Below are 13316 nucleotides of genomic sequence, written 5' to 3' on the forward strand. Positions count from 1 at the left end.
ATAAACAAAGTGCTCAAAATTTAATTGCTCTGGTTTAAATTACACATTATTTGATCATACGTTACATTGACGCAGCACTGGTTAATCACTCCACACAAACATGCTTGCAGGTTTGGTTAAAAGCGTTAAAGACATGGCTTTATCAGCTGCTCTGTTATTAACACCATAGCAAACATGGAGTGGAAGAAGGTGCTCTTCTCTAGGATGTGCATATCGCGCATCCGGTGCGCTGTACCATTCAACAAGCCGAGTTTTGCGTTCATTCTCACTATAAGCACTGGTTTGCATGGTTGTCTGAAGCCAGTTATTAAAGCGCGTAGCTTTACGCATTGCATCATCAGAGCTATCAAAAAAGCCATGCATATTGTGAAATGAAGAACCCGAGCCCAATACTAAAATATTCACTTGGTCCGTTGCATCACTATTTACAGGCCTTATCCCGCGTTCTACAGCTTTCCTAATTGCTTCTCCCAATAGCACATGCTTTTCCGTATTCAAACACGACGTAATGGATACTTGAATACAGGGTACATCAGCGTTGGGATACATGATACTTAGTGGGATAAACATTCCGTGATCGAAGCCACGTGCCCTATCCTCCCGCACAGCAATGCCTTGTTCCGTTAAACGCTTTAATAGCAAAGTTGCAAGTGAAACTTCTCCTTTCGCCGGGTATTTAAGAGAGTACGCCTCTTGAGAAAAGCCATAATAGTCATAAACCAAAGAAGGCTCTGAGTGAGTAGTCACACTAACTTCTGTTTCTTCCCAATGAGCGCTAATTACTATGATTACATCAGGCCTGGGTAAATCTGCTGATAACATTTTGAGCGCTCCAATCATTTCCTCGTGATACTGGGGGGAATTCGCTTCACCATTTGTCTGCATTTCAAGCAGTGGTAGCGGACCTCCGCCATGAGATATATACGCTGTACTAATTTGTACTGGCAACGGCGTTGTAATTTCGATTGGCTGTTTCATAGCACTACTCTAAATCGTATCCGTGTGGGGGGCTTACAATAGAAACCGACTGTTTAAAGCCGGCTTCAAAAAAAATGGGCGTAGCTCGCCTTACTTATAAAGCTTGTCACTGATCAGAGAGTCTATAGAAAATTTACCCCCTCCCTGAATAACGAGAGCCGTTGTTGCTGCAAGCAGTGCTAACGCAAACTCATAACCATTGTTGGTCATAAACAGACCGTTGGCTGCGTGCACGCTAAAAATTGCAATCACCATAGTGAATGCACTTACCAAAGCGGCCGGGCGTGTTAGAAAACCTACAATAAGTGCTAATCCACCAAAAAACTCAGCACTACCGGCCAGCAATGCCATTAAAAAGCCTGGCGCTAGTCCAATGCTTTCCATCCATTGCCCAGTGCCTTCTAATCCGTAACCACCAAACCAAGCGAAGAGTTTTTGTGCGCCGTGTGCAGTAAGAATAATGCCAACTGGCACACGTAAAACCAAACTAGAAAAACTGCTGTTAGAAGTAAAAATGTTTTTCAAAAATTGCTTACTCATTTGTCGAATCCTTAAAGTCTTTGTGATTGAAAGTGTCATATCTAAAAAATGATGAACGCAGTGCCTGTCTTCATAGCGTGGGCACTGCGCTAACCTGATGCATACAGAATAGTTACCAACATCTATTGAATAAAGCGCTATAATATTGAATGATTACCAACACCATGTTGTTTATTAGAATGATAGGCTGAGCGATGGATAAATTATTGCTATTGAAAACTTTCAGCGTTGTTGCAAATGAAGGCAGCTTTACAAAAGCTGCAGAAAAGCTAGACACGTCAAATCAGCTGGTAAGCAAATATGTTGCAGAACTAGAGAAGCAACTTGATACGCGCTTATTTAATCGCACTACAAGAAAAATCCACTTAACCGAGGCAGGACAACAATGCTTGCAGCATGCTAACCATATTCTTGAAAGCGTAACCGATATGGAAAGTCAGCTTGGATTGCTTAATACAGAAGCAAAAGGCGTTTTGCATGTTAGTGCGCCAGTTTCTTTTTCCACTCTGCATTTAGCTGGAGCGCTCAGTTCATTTCAACAAGCACACCCGAGTGTTTCGATAAACTTGCAGCTAAACGACAGAAAAATTGATGTCATAGATGAAGGGTTTGATGTAGCAATACGTGCAGGCCACCTTGCTAACTCAACGCTGGTGGCTAAGAAGATCACAACCGTCAAACTCGCTTTGTGCGCTTCTCCTACATATCTGAAAAAATACGGTACACCACTACACCCCAAAGATTTAAGGCCTGAGCACTATCTTGAATATTCTTATGTGAATTATGATAACGATAAGTCAGCACTTTTTTCAGCGCTAAAAACGAATGCACAGAAGGTAACCCCAAAGCTAATATCTAACAACGGCGAAGTACTTGCCAATGTAGCCAAACAGGGGGAAGGTTACGTACTTCAACCTACATTTATCGTTGGTGAAGCGCTCAAAAACGGTGAATTGGTAGCTATACTCAATGAGTTCATACCGCAAGCAATTTCGTTATACGCTGTTTACCCGCACAGAAAGCTTATTTCCAATAAACTAAGGGTTTTCATCGACTTTTTATCTAATTATTTCACAGACACGCCCTATTGGGATAACTAAAACGGTTACGCATAACCGGCGAAAAGTGCATTCTTACTGGGCTTACCCTAAATCTGCTGTAAATTGAAAGCGGCGTAAAGGTTACTCTACGCCGCCGGTGTTAACCACTTCTGAGTCTATTAGTCTTGAATTTGATTGAGCAAAACTGATGGGGTTATGTATACACCACTACCTTTACCCCTAACCCGTTCAGCGCTATTAAACTCTAAACGTTTCCATAATTGCAGGTACACCAGGGAACATACCGATTAACGCCATAACCGTACACAGCACTAAGAAAGTAATACCAGGAATAATCCAGCGCCCTGCTTTACCTAAGTCGCCTGCCCTGTCTTTACACCCAACTAAACCCAAATTATCCAATAGCATAGTAAAAGACCAACCAAATACCGGGTTAACTAATACAGATGAGATAACAACTAATGCAGCTGACTGAGTAGTTTTACCTTCCCGTGTCATTTGCATACCCGCTTCCATTAACGGAAGAAACACGCCAACAATCAGTGCAACGCATAGTACTGGAGGCCAAATAGCTAGGTCCATAGGATAACCCCAAAGTGCGGCAACAACACATAGAAAGCCGGTTACTAAGGCACCTCCAGGTATAGGCCTACGCGCAATAGACGCAGGGATAATATACGTGCCCCACGAAGATGAGATATTGCCACCACCCAATAAGCTTCCTACCGCCTGACGGCTTGAGGCTGCAATCATGGTGTCGTCAATGTTCATATGCGCCCTTTCACTTTTTTTCGGGTAGCTAAGCTTTTGAAAAACCTGATGCCCCAAGAAGTCTGGCGACCACATTGACACAGCGAGCACAGCAAAAGGCAACACAGCAATGAAATGCGACCAGTCTGGTAAACCTAGCTTCCAGCCTGTGTCTTCACCCCACCAATACGCAGGGTTTAAATTAGGCATACCCGGCGATGTTGTGAACTCAAACGGCGCGCCAAAGGCAAACGCTATTGCTGCTGCCATCACCGCACCAAGCGGAATGGCCAACCAGCGCTTTTCAATATGCTCTAGCCATGCGTACATAAGAATAGTGGCAATAATCACTACAAAGGCTAAATAAGCCATATCGAAGCTTTCTGCCCACGCAAATAGCTTTTTAACCTGACCTGTAATGCCTATAAAGCCCAAATATAACAATAACCCGCCGCATACACCGTTACTGGTGAGCTTAGCGAGTATGCTGCCGCCCCTTGTTATTCCTAAAATAAAACCAAATAAACCGATGAGCAGGCCAAGTGCCATGGGGTGACCGCCAGATGCAACGATAAGAGGTACTAGCGGTAACAGCGGACCGTGTGTACCCGCTAAATTGGCAGACGGATTGAAGAAGGCTGAAATCAAAACGACGAATAATACGGCCGCGATCAGCAATTCAAAACGAACGTTTTCAATAACAAACTCAGGAGACAGCCCTAGTGGCGCTGCAAATGCGCCAACAACGGCGGCAACCATAACAATTTTACCTATGGTTGCAGCCATACCGGGTACAAAGTCTTCCCACTCAACACGATAATCTTTACCAGGCAGGTTTAACCGCCAACGTTTAGGAGAAAGTATTTGTAATTCGTGGTTTAAATAGTCGTCTCTTGATTTAAAACTACTGCTCGGTTTGTGAAGATTTTGATAAGAAGAACTTTCCTGTGACACATAACACCTTTAGATTGCGCGAAGAAAACGCAAGCCTAAACATGTGGATGGAATGTAACAATGCGACTGTGGTCTTATACGAAAGTTTAACGTGACAGACGGGCATAAAAAAAACCCGCAACGATGTGCGGGTTCTCGTAATATGGCGGAGAGTGAGGGATTCGAACCCCCGGTGGGTTTGACCCCACGTCTGATTTCAAGTCAGGTGCATTAAACCGGGCTCTGCCAACTCTCCTGAAGTGCTGCGTATCTTAATGATATTTTTATGACTGTAAAGCGAAAAATTAAAAAAGTTGTCTAAGTGCCGAGATTTCAATCAAATAAGCGGTTTAGCACGTATGAGAGATGTTTTTATATTCATCTGACACCATTTTCATCTGAAACTACTTGAAAATGGGAACTAAAACCCATACAACATACACTAAATAATTGTGTACCATTTTGGTCATATCATAAGTCCTGTTGGAGGAAACAATGGATCAACGTTCGATGTATTCAAGTGCATCTCAACCATCGGTATTGCAGACGAACAAGGTTCTACGCAACACCTATATGCTGCTTGCGATGACACTAGCGTTTAGTGCAGTTTGTGCTGGTATAGCAATGGCGGTAGGCATTTCTCCTATGATGTCTCTTGGCATGACTATCGGCGCTTTTATAACTTTATTTGTTGTTCAGAAAAAGGCTGACTCAGCATCTGGTATTTACTGGGTGTTTTTATTTACAGGTTTAATGGGTGCATCACTTGGTTACACGCTTAATTTCTATTTAGGTGTAGCCGGTCCTGGTCTAATTATGGAAGCATTGGGTGCGACAGCACTTGTGTTCTTCGCGCTTTCTGGCTACGCCCTTACAACTAAGAAAGACTTCTCGTTTATGGGCGGATTCTTGGTAGTAGGTCTAGTTGTAGTGCTTGTAGCTGCTATTGCGAACATCTTCTTCGCGGTACCTGCGGTAAGCCTAGCGATTAGCGCAGCGATTGTATTCATTATGTCAGGTTTCATCTTGTTTGATACAAGCCGTATCATCCACGGTGGTGAAACAAACTACATCCGCGCGACAGTTTCGCTATACTTGAACATCTACAACTTATTCACGTCTATCCTTCACCTTCTAGGTGCATTTGGCGGCGACGATTAATTACCGTTAAAGGTTTAAAGTAAACACCCCTTAACCGGGGTGTTTTTATTTGTATGGCAGAATATTCAATACTTATTACCTCATCCCCATTTCAAGGCGATACCGCGTTACGCGCCCTCGCATTTGCGCAAGGTGTTATTGATAATGGTGATGTAATAAACAATGTTTTCTTTTATAGCGAAGGTGTACACCACACTAATAACTTAATGCTAAAGACGGGTGACGAGCTGTTCGTACTTGAAAGCTGGAAGACTCTAGCGACTGAACACAACGTAAAATTACTTGTATGCATTACCGCCGCCGTTAAGCGAGGCATTGTTAGCGAGGTAGAGGCGAAAGAGAATGGCTTGTCTCAGGCCAATTTAACCGCGCCTTTCGAGCAAGCAGGCTTGGGCGAATTCTTCACCGCGCTTCACGATTGCAACAGGTTGGTACAATTCTAATGGCACATTTACTTATTAGATTTACCCAAAGTCCTTTTTCCAACGAGAAAAGCCAAGTCGGTTTAGATTTTGCGCTTGCTGCAACAAATTATGGGCACGAGGTTAAGGTGCTTTTTGAAAGCCAAGGTGTACTGCAGCTTGTTAAGGCAGCGTCTACCAAAGGACTAAAAAATCACACCAAACGTTTAGCTAGCATGCCGTTTTTCGATATCGAAGAATGCTTTGTGTGTAAAGCAAGTGCAGATACCTATGACATAGAACAAGTTCTTGCTAATAACAGTTTAGTTGATGAGTTAGACTGTGAGTGGACAACCCCAGAAGAAAAAGTCGCGCTTATCCAAAGCGTAGATCATGTGGTGACATTCTAATGCTTATTACTATTTCAACGCCAAATTTGAGCCCTGAATACAAACAGCTTATTGAAGCCACTTTTAAGCAGGCGAACTCAACTCATATTGTATTTGTTGGTGATGGCGTTTATGCCCCTGCATTAAACACCGCATTTTTTGAGCAGCTGGCCAATTCCGTAGGAATTACGGTAAAAAGTACGGTAAAAAGTACGGTAGAAAGCGCGGTAAAAGACAAACCAACGCTTAGCCTATCGTTCTTGAGCACAGATGCGGCTGCTAGGGGCGCAAATCTGCCCGAACATATTAATCCAATTTCCCACAAAGAACTCGCTGAAATATCAGCAAACAATCAGCACTGGATCCCTCTTTCATGACACAAGAAACCTATAGCTTAAATTATAAAGGGCAAGCGATCCCTACAGACAAAGCCGGGTATTTACTCGACTATACCCTTTGGGAAGAAGGTATGGTGGAGTTTCTGGCGCAAGAAGAAAACATTGAGCTAACCGAGGCCCACTGGGAAGTGGTGCGCTTCGTACGCGCATTTTATGAAGAGTACGAAACCAGCCCAGCGATTCGTGCTTTGGTGAAAGCTATGGCCAATAAGTTTGGGCCAGAAAAAGGTAATAGCCGCTACCTGCAGCGACTCTTTAAAAAAGGCCCGGCGAAGCAAGCCACTAAACTAGCAGGATTACCTAAACCTGCGAAATGCTTGTAAAGGCGGTATTGAAAAGGCCAGGCATCGCTCAGTTCTATTTTCCGTCAATCGCACCGCTCCGGAAAAGAGTACACTGTCTCTGCACAAAGAGTCTGGCCATTACTCTCATAGCAAGTACGCATACTCACTGTTCTTTTGCATATTCCTGGAGAGAGAGGCTCTAAAATATTTGGAGAATCTAAACCTGGGCCAATATAAGCCCCCCAATATTGGTTTTTTGCTTGGTTTTTAGCAAGTTCTCTTCGGCACTGCTCGTCGTCAGTAGTGGTATTAGTTGTTTCATTTATTTCGCCATCCATAAATGCTAGCGCATGGGTCATCCCATCAATTTTAGACATGCCTCTCTCTAAGCTTAGTGTTACCGAATCTAACTTATATTCATGATTTGTAGAGCGTTCCAACAAAAGACCAAGCCTAAAAACCAAGCGATTTTCAGCGTCACCAACAATAGCAATGTTAGACTCTCCACTTAAATCACGATAAACATTAAGGTCTACTGAATGGCCATCGATTTCAATCTCTAGACCAGTCAATTCTCCACCTTTATCCATATCATTGAGATTTAAATTCTTTCCCTTCACATGTTCCATAATACTGCTTTCAATTTGGTTGCTGACTACTTTTTGCCGCCTTGTTCCATTGTAATATTCAGAGACAACATAACATGTGGCTGAGATTTCAGATTGTTCCTCTGCAGGTGAAGTATTTGAGGTTTTTTCCGGGCTATTAACGGAGTTCGGCTGCCCAGATTCAATCATAGTCGTAGCATTCACTATTGCGGGTAAGAGTACCAACGCCGCTAACATTGTTATTTTATTCATTGAAAAGTCCTTATTTCTTATAGTAATAAATGTAGACTGCAGCGCCCCTTTAATCAATAATTTTGTTCAAAAATATCCATAATGATTTAGTAATTTATATCAAGCTTATAAATTAAGCATGACTCGCTTCGTCAAAATTATTATTCGACCAAAGCACTTTGCAGGGTTTGAAGACTGCTCAAAGATAGTTATTAAAAGCGCCGCCCCATTACTATTTATCTTAGTTTTGGTGTTGATATTGCAACACCTCTTTTACATTAGCGTTTTATCTAGGGTTTCAGGCACATTTTTCATACTTGCCATTAGAGAACACCTTAAACGTGAATGTTTTACATAAATGGACATAGGAGGCTGTATGACAGTTCAAAGACACTACGTAATTGTGGCTAACCACGACGACGCCACAGCTTACACCTATACCAACCACGGAAGTGCACTCGTTGAAGTAAAGAAATGGCACAATGAGTTTAGCGGCGCGAGTGACCAAGATATTTACACGGATAAACCCGGTAGACAATCGGCTCCCGCTTCACAAGTGCCGGGCGTTGATAGCATGAACCGAAAAGATGCCGCTGAACTTGAAGATGAACGATTTGCCAGTGACATTGCTGATTGGCTAGATGGCGAACGTAAGCGAGGTGCGCTAGGCTCAATAGATATTATTAGCGGGCCGGGTTTTCTTGGTAAATTGCGAAACGGAATGTCATCTCAATGTTCAGACGTTGTCGATAAAGAAGTGAAAAAGAATGTTTTAGGCGCGGACGAGGAAACCTTACTTTCCTACCTTAAATAAAGCGTTTTCCTGTAAATCTAAGATTAGAGGCGGCTGTGATTAAGGCCGCCTTCATCTTATTGGTATGCGTGGTATTATTTAAAAGTTTTAGTCAGCCTTTAACATATTAACTTCACCGATTGCCTCGGCACTTTTAAACGTTTTTACTCGCGTGACTTCAAGGTCGGTATAAATACGAGGATTATTCAGAATATACTCTACCTCATTATTTAAAAAGCCTTGTTTGTCAGCGGTTAGCCATGCATTAATAGCGTGACTATCATGAGGAAGAAAGCAGGGAATGGATTTTTCATGATACTGACTAAATCCATCTATTGGCGGTCGCGTCACCACTGCACAAGAATATAAACCGTTACTAAACCTCCGATATACCGCACCAATAAGCAATGCTCCGCTGGTGGGTTTTATTAAATAATGTGCTTTTCCTTTTCCAGACGGATTTGACTCACCTACCGCCGTTGCTACGACTATAGCCCGTCGTTCTCGAATAAACTTTCCCCAATAAGGGCTTTCTAGATTACGGGCATTGAATGTTGTTCTATTGCCAACTTCTAACGTATTGCCTACGGGCTTAGCATCAAACCACCACGTAGCATCTATGGTGCTATCACCAGAAACAATTAAATTCGTAATTTGTCTTTCAGGTGCATTTCCAAAAGCGGGATAAAAGTTTATGACATTGCTTGTAGAAGATTCGTTGACAAAAAGCGGAATGGTTTGTGTGAGACCCACTTCTTCGAGTAGCGCTATAACGTCTGGTGAGTCAGTAATACGTTGTATAAATCCGCACATTAACAAAATACCCATCAAACCCATACAGAAAAAATCCGATACGAATACTCATATCGGATTTCATATTATAGCTGGCAGAAATATTTCTCCACTGCAAAATGGGTTAATTAGTTGCTTTAATCACTTCCTGGCCTGCCATATAAGGCACGAGCGCCTTTGGAATGGTTATGCTACCGTCTGCTTGCTGGTTATTCTCCAGAATAGCTACAAGCGTTCGTCCTACCGCCAAACCAGAACCGTTTAATGTATGAAGCAGTTCCGTTTTATTCGTTTCAGGGTTACGGAACCGAGCCTGCATGCGTCGTGCTTGGAAGTCCAGCATGTTAGAACACGATGAAATTTCACGGTAAGTATTTTGTGCAGGTAGCCATACTTCAAGGTCGTAGGTTTTACATGCACCAAAGCCCATGTCGCCCGTACATAGCAACACTTTGCGGTAAGGTAGTTCCAACTTTTGCAGAATAACTTCCGCATGACCAGTAAGTGCTTCTAACGCGTCGAAGCTATCTTCTGGCTTAACTAGCTGTACCAGTTCTACCTTGTCGAACTGATGCTGACGAATCAGGCCACGAGTATCACGACCGTAAGAGCCGGCTTCTGAACGGAAACAAGGCGTGTGTGCTGTCATTTTCACTGGCAGTGTTTTCGCGTCTAAGATCTCATCGCGCGCAATATTAGTTAGCGGTACTTCTGCCGTTGGGATAAGGCTCAGCCCCTGCCCCTCTTCGGTTGCAGGCTTAGTATGGAATAAATCCTCACCAAACTTAGGCAATTGGCCAGTGCCGTACAAACTGTCCGCATTAACCAAATAAGGCACGTACATCTCTTGGTACCCGTGTTCTTGAGTATGGGTATCAAGCATGAACTGAGCAATAGCACGGTTTAAGCGTGCCATATCGCCGCGCATTACCACGAAACGGCTGCCTGTTAGTTTGCTAGCTGTGGCGAAATCTAAGCCGTTGTTTAAGCCTTCAGCAACGTCTACGTGATCTTTTACTTCAAAATCAAATGTGCGAGGCTCACCCCAACGGGAAATTTCCACGTTGTCGTCTTCATCCTTACCTTCTGGTACAGACTCATCCGGCAAGTTAGGAATACCTTGCGTAAGGGTGTTTATTTCTTCCAGCAGTTCGCTAAGCTCTGCTTTAGCGGCGTCAAGCTCATCACCCAATTTACCCACTTCAGCTAAAAGCGGTGCAATATCTTCGCCCTGCGCCTTAGCTTTACCGATGGATTTACTTCGTACGTTACGCTCGTTTTGCAGATCCTGTGTTCTGGACTGAAGTGTTTTTCTTTTTTCTTCAAGCGAACTGAAAGCTGCTACATCGAGGTTAAAACCACGGGCAGCTAATCGCTTAGCTGTTTGTTCTATATCGCTTCGCAAACACTTTGGATCTAACATGTGTTTCTAATTATCCTTTCATCAATTGAATGGCTAGCCAACCTGCTACTAAGCAAGCGCCAACGTTAAGAAATACATTCGCTGCGGCTTTGAGCCACAACCCGTTTTCTAATAAAGTTAAGGTTTCAACAGAAAATGTTGAGAATGTAGTAAAGGCACCTAATAGGCCTACACCGATGAGAGCACGGTAAGGAGAATCGCTTAAATCGTGACGTTCAATAATACCGTACAGTAATGCGAGTGCAAACGACCCAACCACATTCACCGTTAGTGTACCAAACGGCATGTGTTTTCCAAATAAGGAATCAACGCTTGTGGTAACAAAATAGCGTAAACAGGCGCCAGTCGCCCCGCCTGCGGCAATAAAACAATACAAAGCTAACCCTTGAGGCACGTAAAACTCCCTAGCCCGTTCTTATTATGAACTAATCCATAGTGTCTTTGAATTAGTGGAGGTGCATGTGTACAACTCTACCTTTTATTATTGCTTCTCGCATTAAGAGAGTCGAGAAATTCCCGTTTGGCTTTAAGCGCTTTTTCTAAACCGCGCTCGTTAGGATTGTATAAGCGAGTTCCGGCAAGGCTTTCTGGTAAGTATGTTTCGCCAGCGGCGAAGGCATTCGGCTCGTTGTGTGCATAGCGATAACCGTCTCCATGACCCAGTTCTTTCATAAGCGACGTAGGCGCATTGCGTAAATGCATAGGTACCGGTGCATCAGAGGTCTTTCGCGCTAACGATTTTGCTTCGTTAAACGCCATGTAAACCGCATTACTTTTTGCAGCTAAGGCACAGTAAACGGCGGCTTGCGCAATGGCACGCTCGCCCTCTGCAGGTCCTACTCGATGAAATGTATCCCATGCGTTTATGCATAGCTGCATAGCCCTGGGGTCGGCGTTACCAATATCTTCAGACGCGATAGCCAGTAATCGCCTCCCCACGTAAAGTGCATCACCGCCGCCATCCAAAATTCTTGCATACCAGTAAAGAGCTGCGTCAGGATCTGATCCCCTCACTGATTTATGAAAGGCTGAAATTAAATCGTAGAAGGTATCGCCTTTGTTGTTGTAACTGGCGACTTTCTCGCCTACCGCATGCTCAACATCGCTAACGGTAATATCGTTAGCACTTGTGAAGTCTGCAGCCAGCTCTAAATAGGTAAGAAGGCGCCGGGCGTCGCCACCGCTTAAATCTATAAGAGCGTTTCTTGCTATGTCTTCAATACCAAGGGCTCTGTCGCCCAGACCTTTTTCACTGTCACTCAGTGCTCTATCAACTAATTCAGACAGCGCGTGTTGTTCAAGTGTTTTTAGTACGTAAACGCGAACTCGAGATAACAGCGCTTTGTTTAATTCAAACGACGGGTTCTCTGTAGTTGCGCCAATAAAGGTAACCACACCAGATTCAACAAATGGCAAAAACGCATCTTGTTGGCTTTTGTTGAACCTGTGAACTTCATCTACAAAAAGCAGCGTTCGCTGATTATAGCGGGCGTTCTCTTCAGCTGTGTCCATAGCGGCTCTGATATCTTTAACCCCAGAAGTAACGGCTGAGATCCGCAAAACAGACGCATTAGTGTACTGTGCGATAAGTTCAGCGAGGGTGGTTTTGCCCGTTCCTGGCGGCCCCCACAAGATCATAGAGTGGCAGTGGCCCGCCTCTAACATTTTACGAAGCGGTTTGCCCTCGCCAAGTAAATGTTCCTGTCCGCTGTACTCGTCTATGGTAACTGGGCGCATGCGCGCCGCTAGGGGCGCAAATTCTTGATTAACGCTGGTCATCAACTATGAAGCTATCTGGAATATCAACTGAGAAGGTGTCGGCGGGTACTGGAAAGCGTGTTTCAATATTATTGAACACTAGCGTGCTGATTTGCTGTTGCGCATCAAGCATATTAAGCGAAGCAAGTTCATCATCTTGATTGAACGTTAACGTAAGCGTGACAATTTGACCGCCTTCTTCCTTCGGTGTGATTTGATAACTTTGCAAGGCAGGGCCATTATTGATGTCACTCGTCGCGTTGTTAGCAGATACCCCACTGCTCATTTGGCTAATAGAAAATTTCGACCACGTTGCTTCATCCGTAGAAGTAAGCAAAACAATAGGGTTGTCTTTTATTGCATTCGCTTGGGATATTACCGTTACTTGTTCTACGAAGGTATCTACATTCCACACCGCTTCACCATCGGATACCAGCAAGGTTTCATCAGGAAACGTGGTTTCCCAACGTAACTTATTTGGGCGGGTCATGGTTAACGTACCCTGGGCCTCGTGCACAATATTTTGCTGCGCGTCCACCACTGTTTGGTCAAAGCCTGCACGAAACTGTTTCATGTCACTTAATAAAGCTTGAAGCGATGAACTGACAGCATCACTTTCGCTAACTGAAGTAGCAATAGCAACTGTGTCAGCGCTATCGTTGTACGCACTCTGAATGTTAGTGGCGTTAAGCTCTACTGAAGCATTTGCAGAGGCCTCTGCTACATCCGCTACGGTTAGTGCGCTTGTAGAGAATGCGCTTGTAGAGAATGCGCTTATAAAATAAACCGAAACTGCTTTATTCATTTATTCAATCC

At 43.8% G+C, this 13316-nt stretch carries 16 protein-coding genes and 1 tRNA gene; 7 read left to right on the top strand and 10 right to left on the bottom strand.

The genetic code is table 11. The features are described from left to right. Window positions 1-81: 81 nt before the first annotated feature. Window positions 82-978: a DODA-type extradiol aromatic ring-opening family dioxygenase gene (locus PCAR9_RS10390; RefSeq protein WP_179983523.1), complete on the bottom strand. Its 897-nt coding sequence runs from the start codon at window positions 976-978 to the stop codon at window positions 82-84. 90 nt (window positions 979-1068) lie between these two features. Next, a complete protein-coding gene (locus tag PCAR9_RS10395; RefSeq protein WP_179983524.1) occupies window positions 1069-1518 on the bottom strand; it encodes a DoxX family protein in 450 nt (149 codons plus the stop codon). A gap of 194 nt (window positions 1519-1712) precedes the next feature. Between PCAR9_RS10395 and PCAR9_RS10400 the strand changes: the two genes are divergently transcribed. Continuing rightward, a complete protein-coding gene (locus PCAR9_RS10400; RefSeq protein WP_179983525.1) occupies window positions 1713-2618 on the top strand; it encodes a LysR family transcriptional regulator in 906 nt (301 codons plus the stop codon). Between the two features lie 198 nt (window positions 2619-2816). Here the strand turns inward: PCAR9_RS10400 and PCAR9_RS10405 are convergent, their stop codons facing one another. Next, entirely contained in the window at window positions 2817-4283 is a 1467-nt protein-coding gene (locus PCAR9_RS10405; protein WP_179983526.1) for a DUF3360 family protein, read from the bottom strand. Window positions 4284-4426: 143 nt separating this feature from the next. Then, window positions 4427-4518 (bottom strand) — tRNA-Ser (locus tag PCAR9_RS10410). A 239-nt stretch (window positions 4519-4757) separates the two neighbouring features. Between PCAR9_RS10410 and PCAR9_RS10415 the strand changes: the two genes are divergently transcribed. The 5 genes from PCAR9_RS10415 to PCAR9_RS10435 are packed head-to-tail and all read left to right on the top strand — an operon-like array spanning window position 4758 to window position 6934. Further along, window positions 4758-5423: a Bax inhibitor-1/YccA family protein gene (locus tag PCAR9_RS10415; RefSeq protein ID WP_071814872.1), complete on the top strand. Its 666-nt coding sequence runs from the start codon at window positions 4758-4760 to the stop codon at window positions 5421-5423. Window positions 5424-5476: 53 nt separating this feature from the next. After that, entirely contained in the window at window positions 5477-5866 is a 390-nt protein-coding gene (gene tusD / locus PCAR9_RS10420; protein ID WP_179983527.1) for a sulfurtransferase complex subunit TusD, read from the top strand. After that, the gene (locus PCAR9_RS10425) at window positions 5866-6234 is read left to right on the top strand and encodes a DsrE family protein (RefSeq protein ID WP_179983528.1); all 369 of its coding nucleotides are present in this window, start codon (window positions 5866-5868) and stop codon (window positions 6232-6234) included. Before tusD ends, PCAR9_RS10425 begins: the two co-directional genes overlap by 1 nt. Then, complete coding sequence (locus PCAR9_RS10430) at window positions 6234-6590, top strand: hypothetical protein (RefSeq protein ID WP_179983529.1); 357 nt, start codon at window positions 6234-6236, stop codon at window positions 6588-6590. Before PCAR9_RS10425 ends, PCAR9_RS10430 begins: the two co-directional genes overlap by 1 nt. After that, window positions 6587-6934, top strand: coding sequence for a TusE/DsrC/DsvC family sulfur relay protein (locus PCAR9_RS10435; RefSeq protein WP_179983530.1), 348 nt, complete (start codon window positions 6587-6589; stop codon window positions 6932-6934). The genes PCAR9_RS10430 and PCAR9_RS10435 overlap by 4 nt, the downstream gene beginning before the upstream one ends. A gap of 44 nt (window positions 6935-6978) precedes the next feature. Here PCAR9_RS10435 and PCAR9_RS10440 read toward each other — a convergent pair whose 3' ends face one another. Beyond that, on the bottom strand, window positions 6979-7755 hold the full coding sequence (locus PCAR9_RS10440; RefSeq protein ID WP_232091174.1) for a hypothetical protein: 777 nt from the start codon (window positions 7753-7755) through the stop codon (window positions 6979-6981). Between the two features lie 355 nt (window positions 7756-8110). On the opposite strand from PCAR9_RS10440, the gene PCAR9_RS10445 reads away from it, so the two are divergent. Next, complete coding sequence (locus PCAR9_RS10445) at window positions 8111-8548, top strand: host attachment protein (protein WP_179983531.1); 438 nt, start codon at window positions 8111-8113, stop codon at window positions 8546-8548. 87 nt (window positions 8549-8635) lie between these two features. On the opposite strand, the gene PCAR9_RS10450 is transcribed toward PCAR9_RS10445, so the two are convergent. The 5 genes from PCAR9_RS10450 to lolA form a co-directional block, all read right to left on the bottom strand. Continuing rightward, on the bottom strand, window positions 8636-9340 hold the full coding sequence (locus PCAR9_RS10450) for an SOS response-associated peptidase family protein (protein WP_179983532.1): 705 nt from the start codon (window positions 9338-9340) through the stop codon (window positions 8636-8638). A gap of 103 nt (window positions 9341-9443) precedes the next feature. Beyond that, complete coding sequence (gene serS, locus PCAR9_RS10455) at window positions 9444-10742, bottom strand: serine--tRNA ligase (RefSeq protein WP_179983533.1); 1299 nt, start codon at window positions 10740-10742, stop codon at window positions 9444-9446. A 10-nt stretch (window positions 10743-10752) separates the two neighbouring features. Then, window positions 10753-11136 carry a fluoride efflux transporter CrcB gene (crcB, locus tag PCAR9_RS10460; protein WP_136781676.1) on the bottom strand — a complete coding sequence of 128 codons (384 nt, stop codon included), beginning with the start codon at window positions 11134-11136 and terminating at the stop codon, window positions 10753-10755. Window positions 11137-11213: 77 nt separating this feature from the next. Then, window positions 11214-12521, bottom strand: a complete 1308-nt coding sequence (locus tag PCAR9_RS10465) for a replication-associated recombination protein A (protein WP_179983534.1) — start codon at window positions 12519-12521, stop codon at window positions 11214-11216. Then, window positions 12508-13305, bottom strand: a complete 798-nt coding sequence (lolA, locus tag PCAR9_RS10470; protein ID WP_179983535.1) for an outer membrane lipoprotein periplasmic chaperone LolA — start codon at window positions 13303-13305, stop codon at window positions 12508-12510. Before lolA ends, PCAR9_RS10465 begins: the two co-directional genes overlap by 14 nt. Window positions 13306-13316 lie beyond the last annotated feature (11 nt).

The sequence above is a fragment of the Alteromonas macleodii genome, assembly GCF_903772925.1.
Lineage (GTDB): Bacteria > Pseudomonadota > Gammaproteobacteria > Enterobacterales > Alteromonadaceae > Alteromonas > Alteromonas macleodii_A.

Coding starts and splice junctions, on each gene's coding strand:
- PCAR9_RS10440 (WP_232091174.1), bottom strand. CDS start 7,755: ATGAATAAAATAACAATGTTAGCGGCGTTGGTACTCTTACCCGCAATA.
- PCAR9_RS10400 (WP_179983525.1), top strand. CDS start 1,713: ATGGATAAATTATTGCTATTGAAAACTTTCAGCGTTGTTGCAAATGAA.
- PCAR9_RS10395 (WP_179983524.1), bottom strand. CDS start 1,518: ATGAGTAAGCAATTTTTGAAAAACATTTTTACTTCTAACAGCAGTTTT.
- PCAR9_RS10425 (WP_179983528.1), top strand. CDS start 5,866: ATGGCACATTTACTTATTAGATTTACCCAAAGTCCTTTTTCCAACGAG.
- PCAR9_RS10465 (WP_179983534.1), bottom strand. CDS start 12,521: ATGACCAGCGTTAATCAAGAATTTGCGCCCCTAGCGGCGCGCATGCGC.
- serS (WP_179983533.1), bottom strand. CDS start 10,742: ATGTTAGATCCAAAGTGTTTGCGAAGCGATATAGAACAAACAGCTAAG.
- lolA (WP_179983535.1), bottom strand. CDS start 13,305: ATGAATAAAGCAGTTTCGGTTTATTTTATAAGCGCATTCTCTACAAGC.
- PCAR9_RS10430 (WP_179983529.1), top strand. CDS start 6,234: ATGCTTATTACTATTTCAACGCCAAATTTGAGCCCTGAATACAAACAG.
- tusD (WP_179983527.1), top strand. CDS start 5,477: ATGGCAGAATATTCAATACTTATTACCTCATCCCCATTTCAAGGCGAT.
- PCAR9_RS10415 (WP_071814872.1), top strand. CDS start 4,758: ATGGATCAACGTTCGATGTATTCAAGTGCATCTCAACCATCGGTATTG.
- PCAR9_RS10435 (WP_179983530.1), top strand. CDS start 6,587: ATGACACAAGAAACCTATAGCTTAAATTATAAAGGGCAAGCGATCCCT.
- PCAR9_RS10445 (WP_179983531.1), top strand. CDS start 8,111: ATGACAGTTCAAAGACACTACGTAATTGTGGCTAACCACGACGACGCC.
- PCAR9_RS10390 (WP_179983523.1), bottom strand. CDS start 978: ATGAAACAGCCAATCGAAATTACAACGCCGTTGCCAGTACAAATTAGT.
- PCAR9_RS10450 (WP_179983532.1), bottom strand. CDS start 9,340: ATGTGCGGATTTATACAACGTATTACTGACTCACCAGACGTTATAGCG.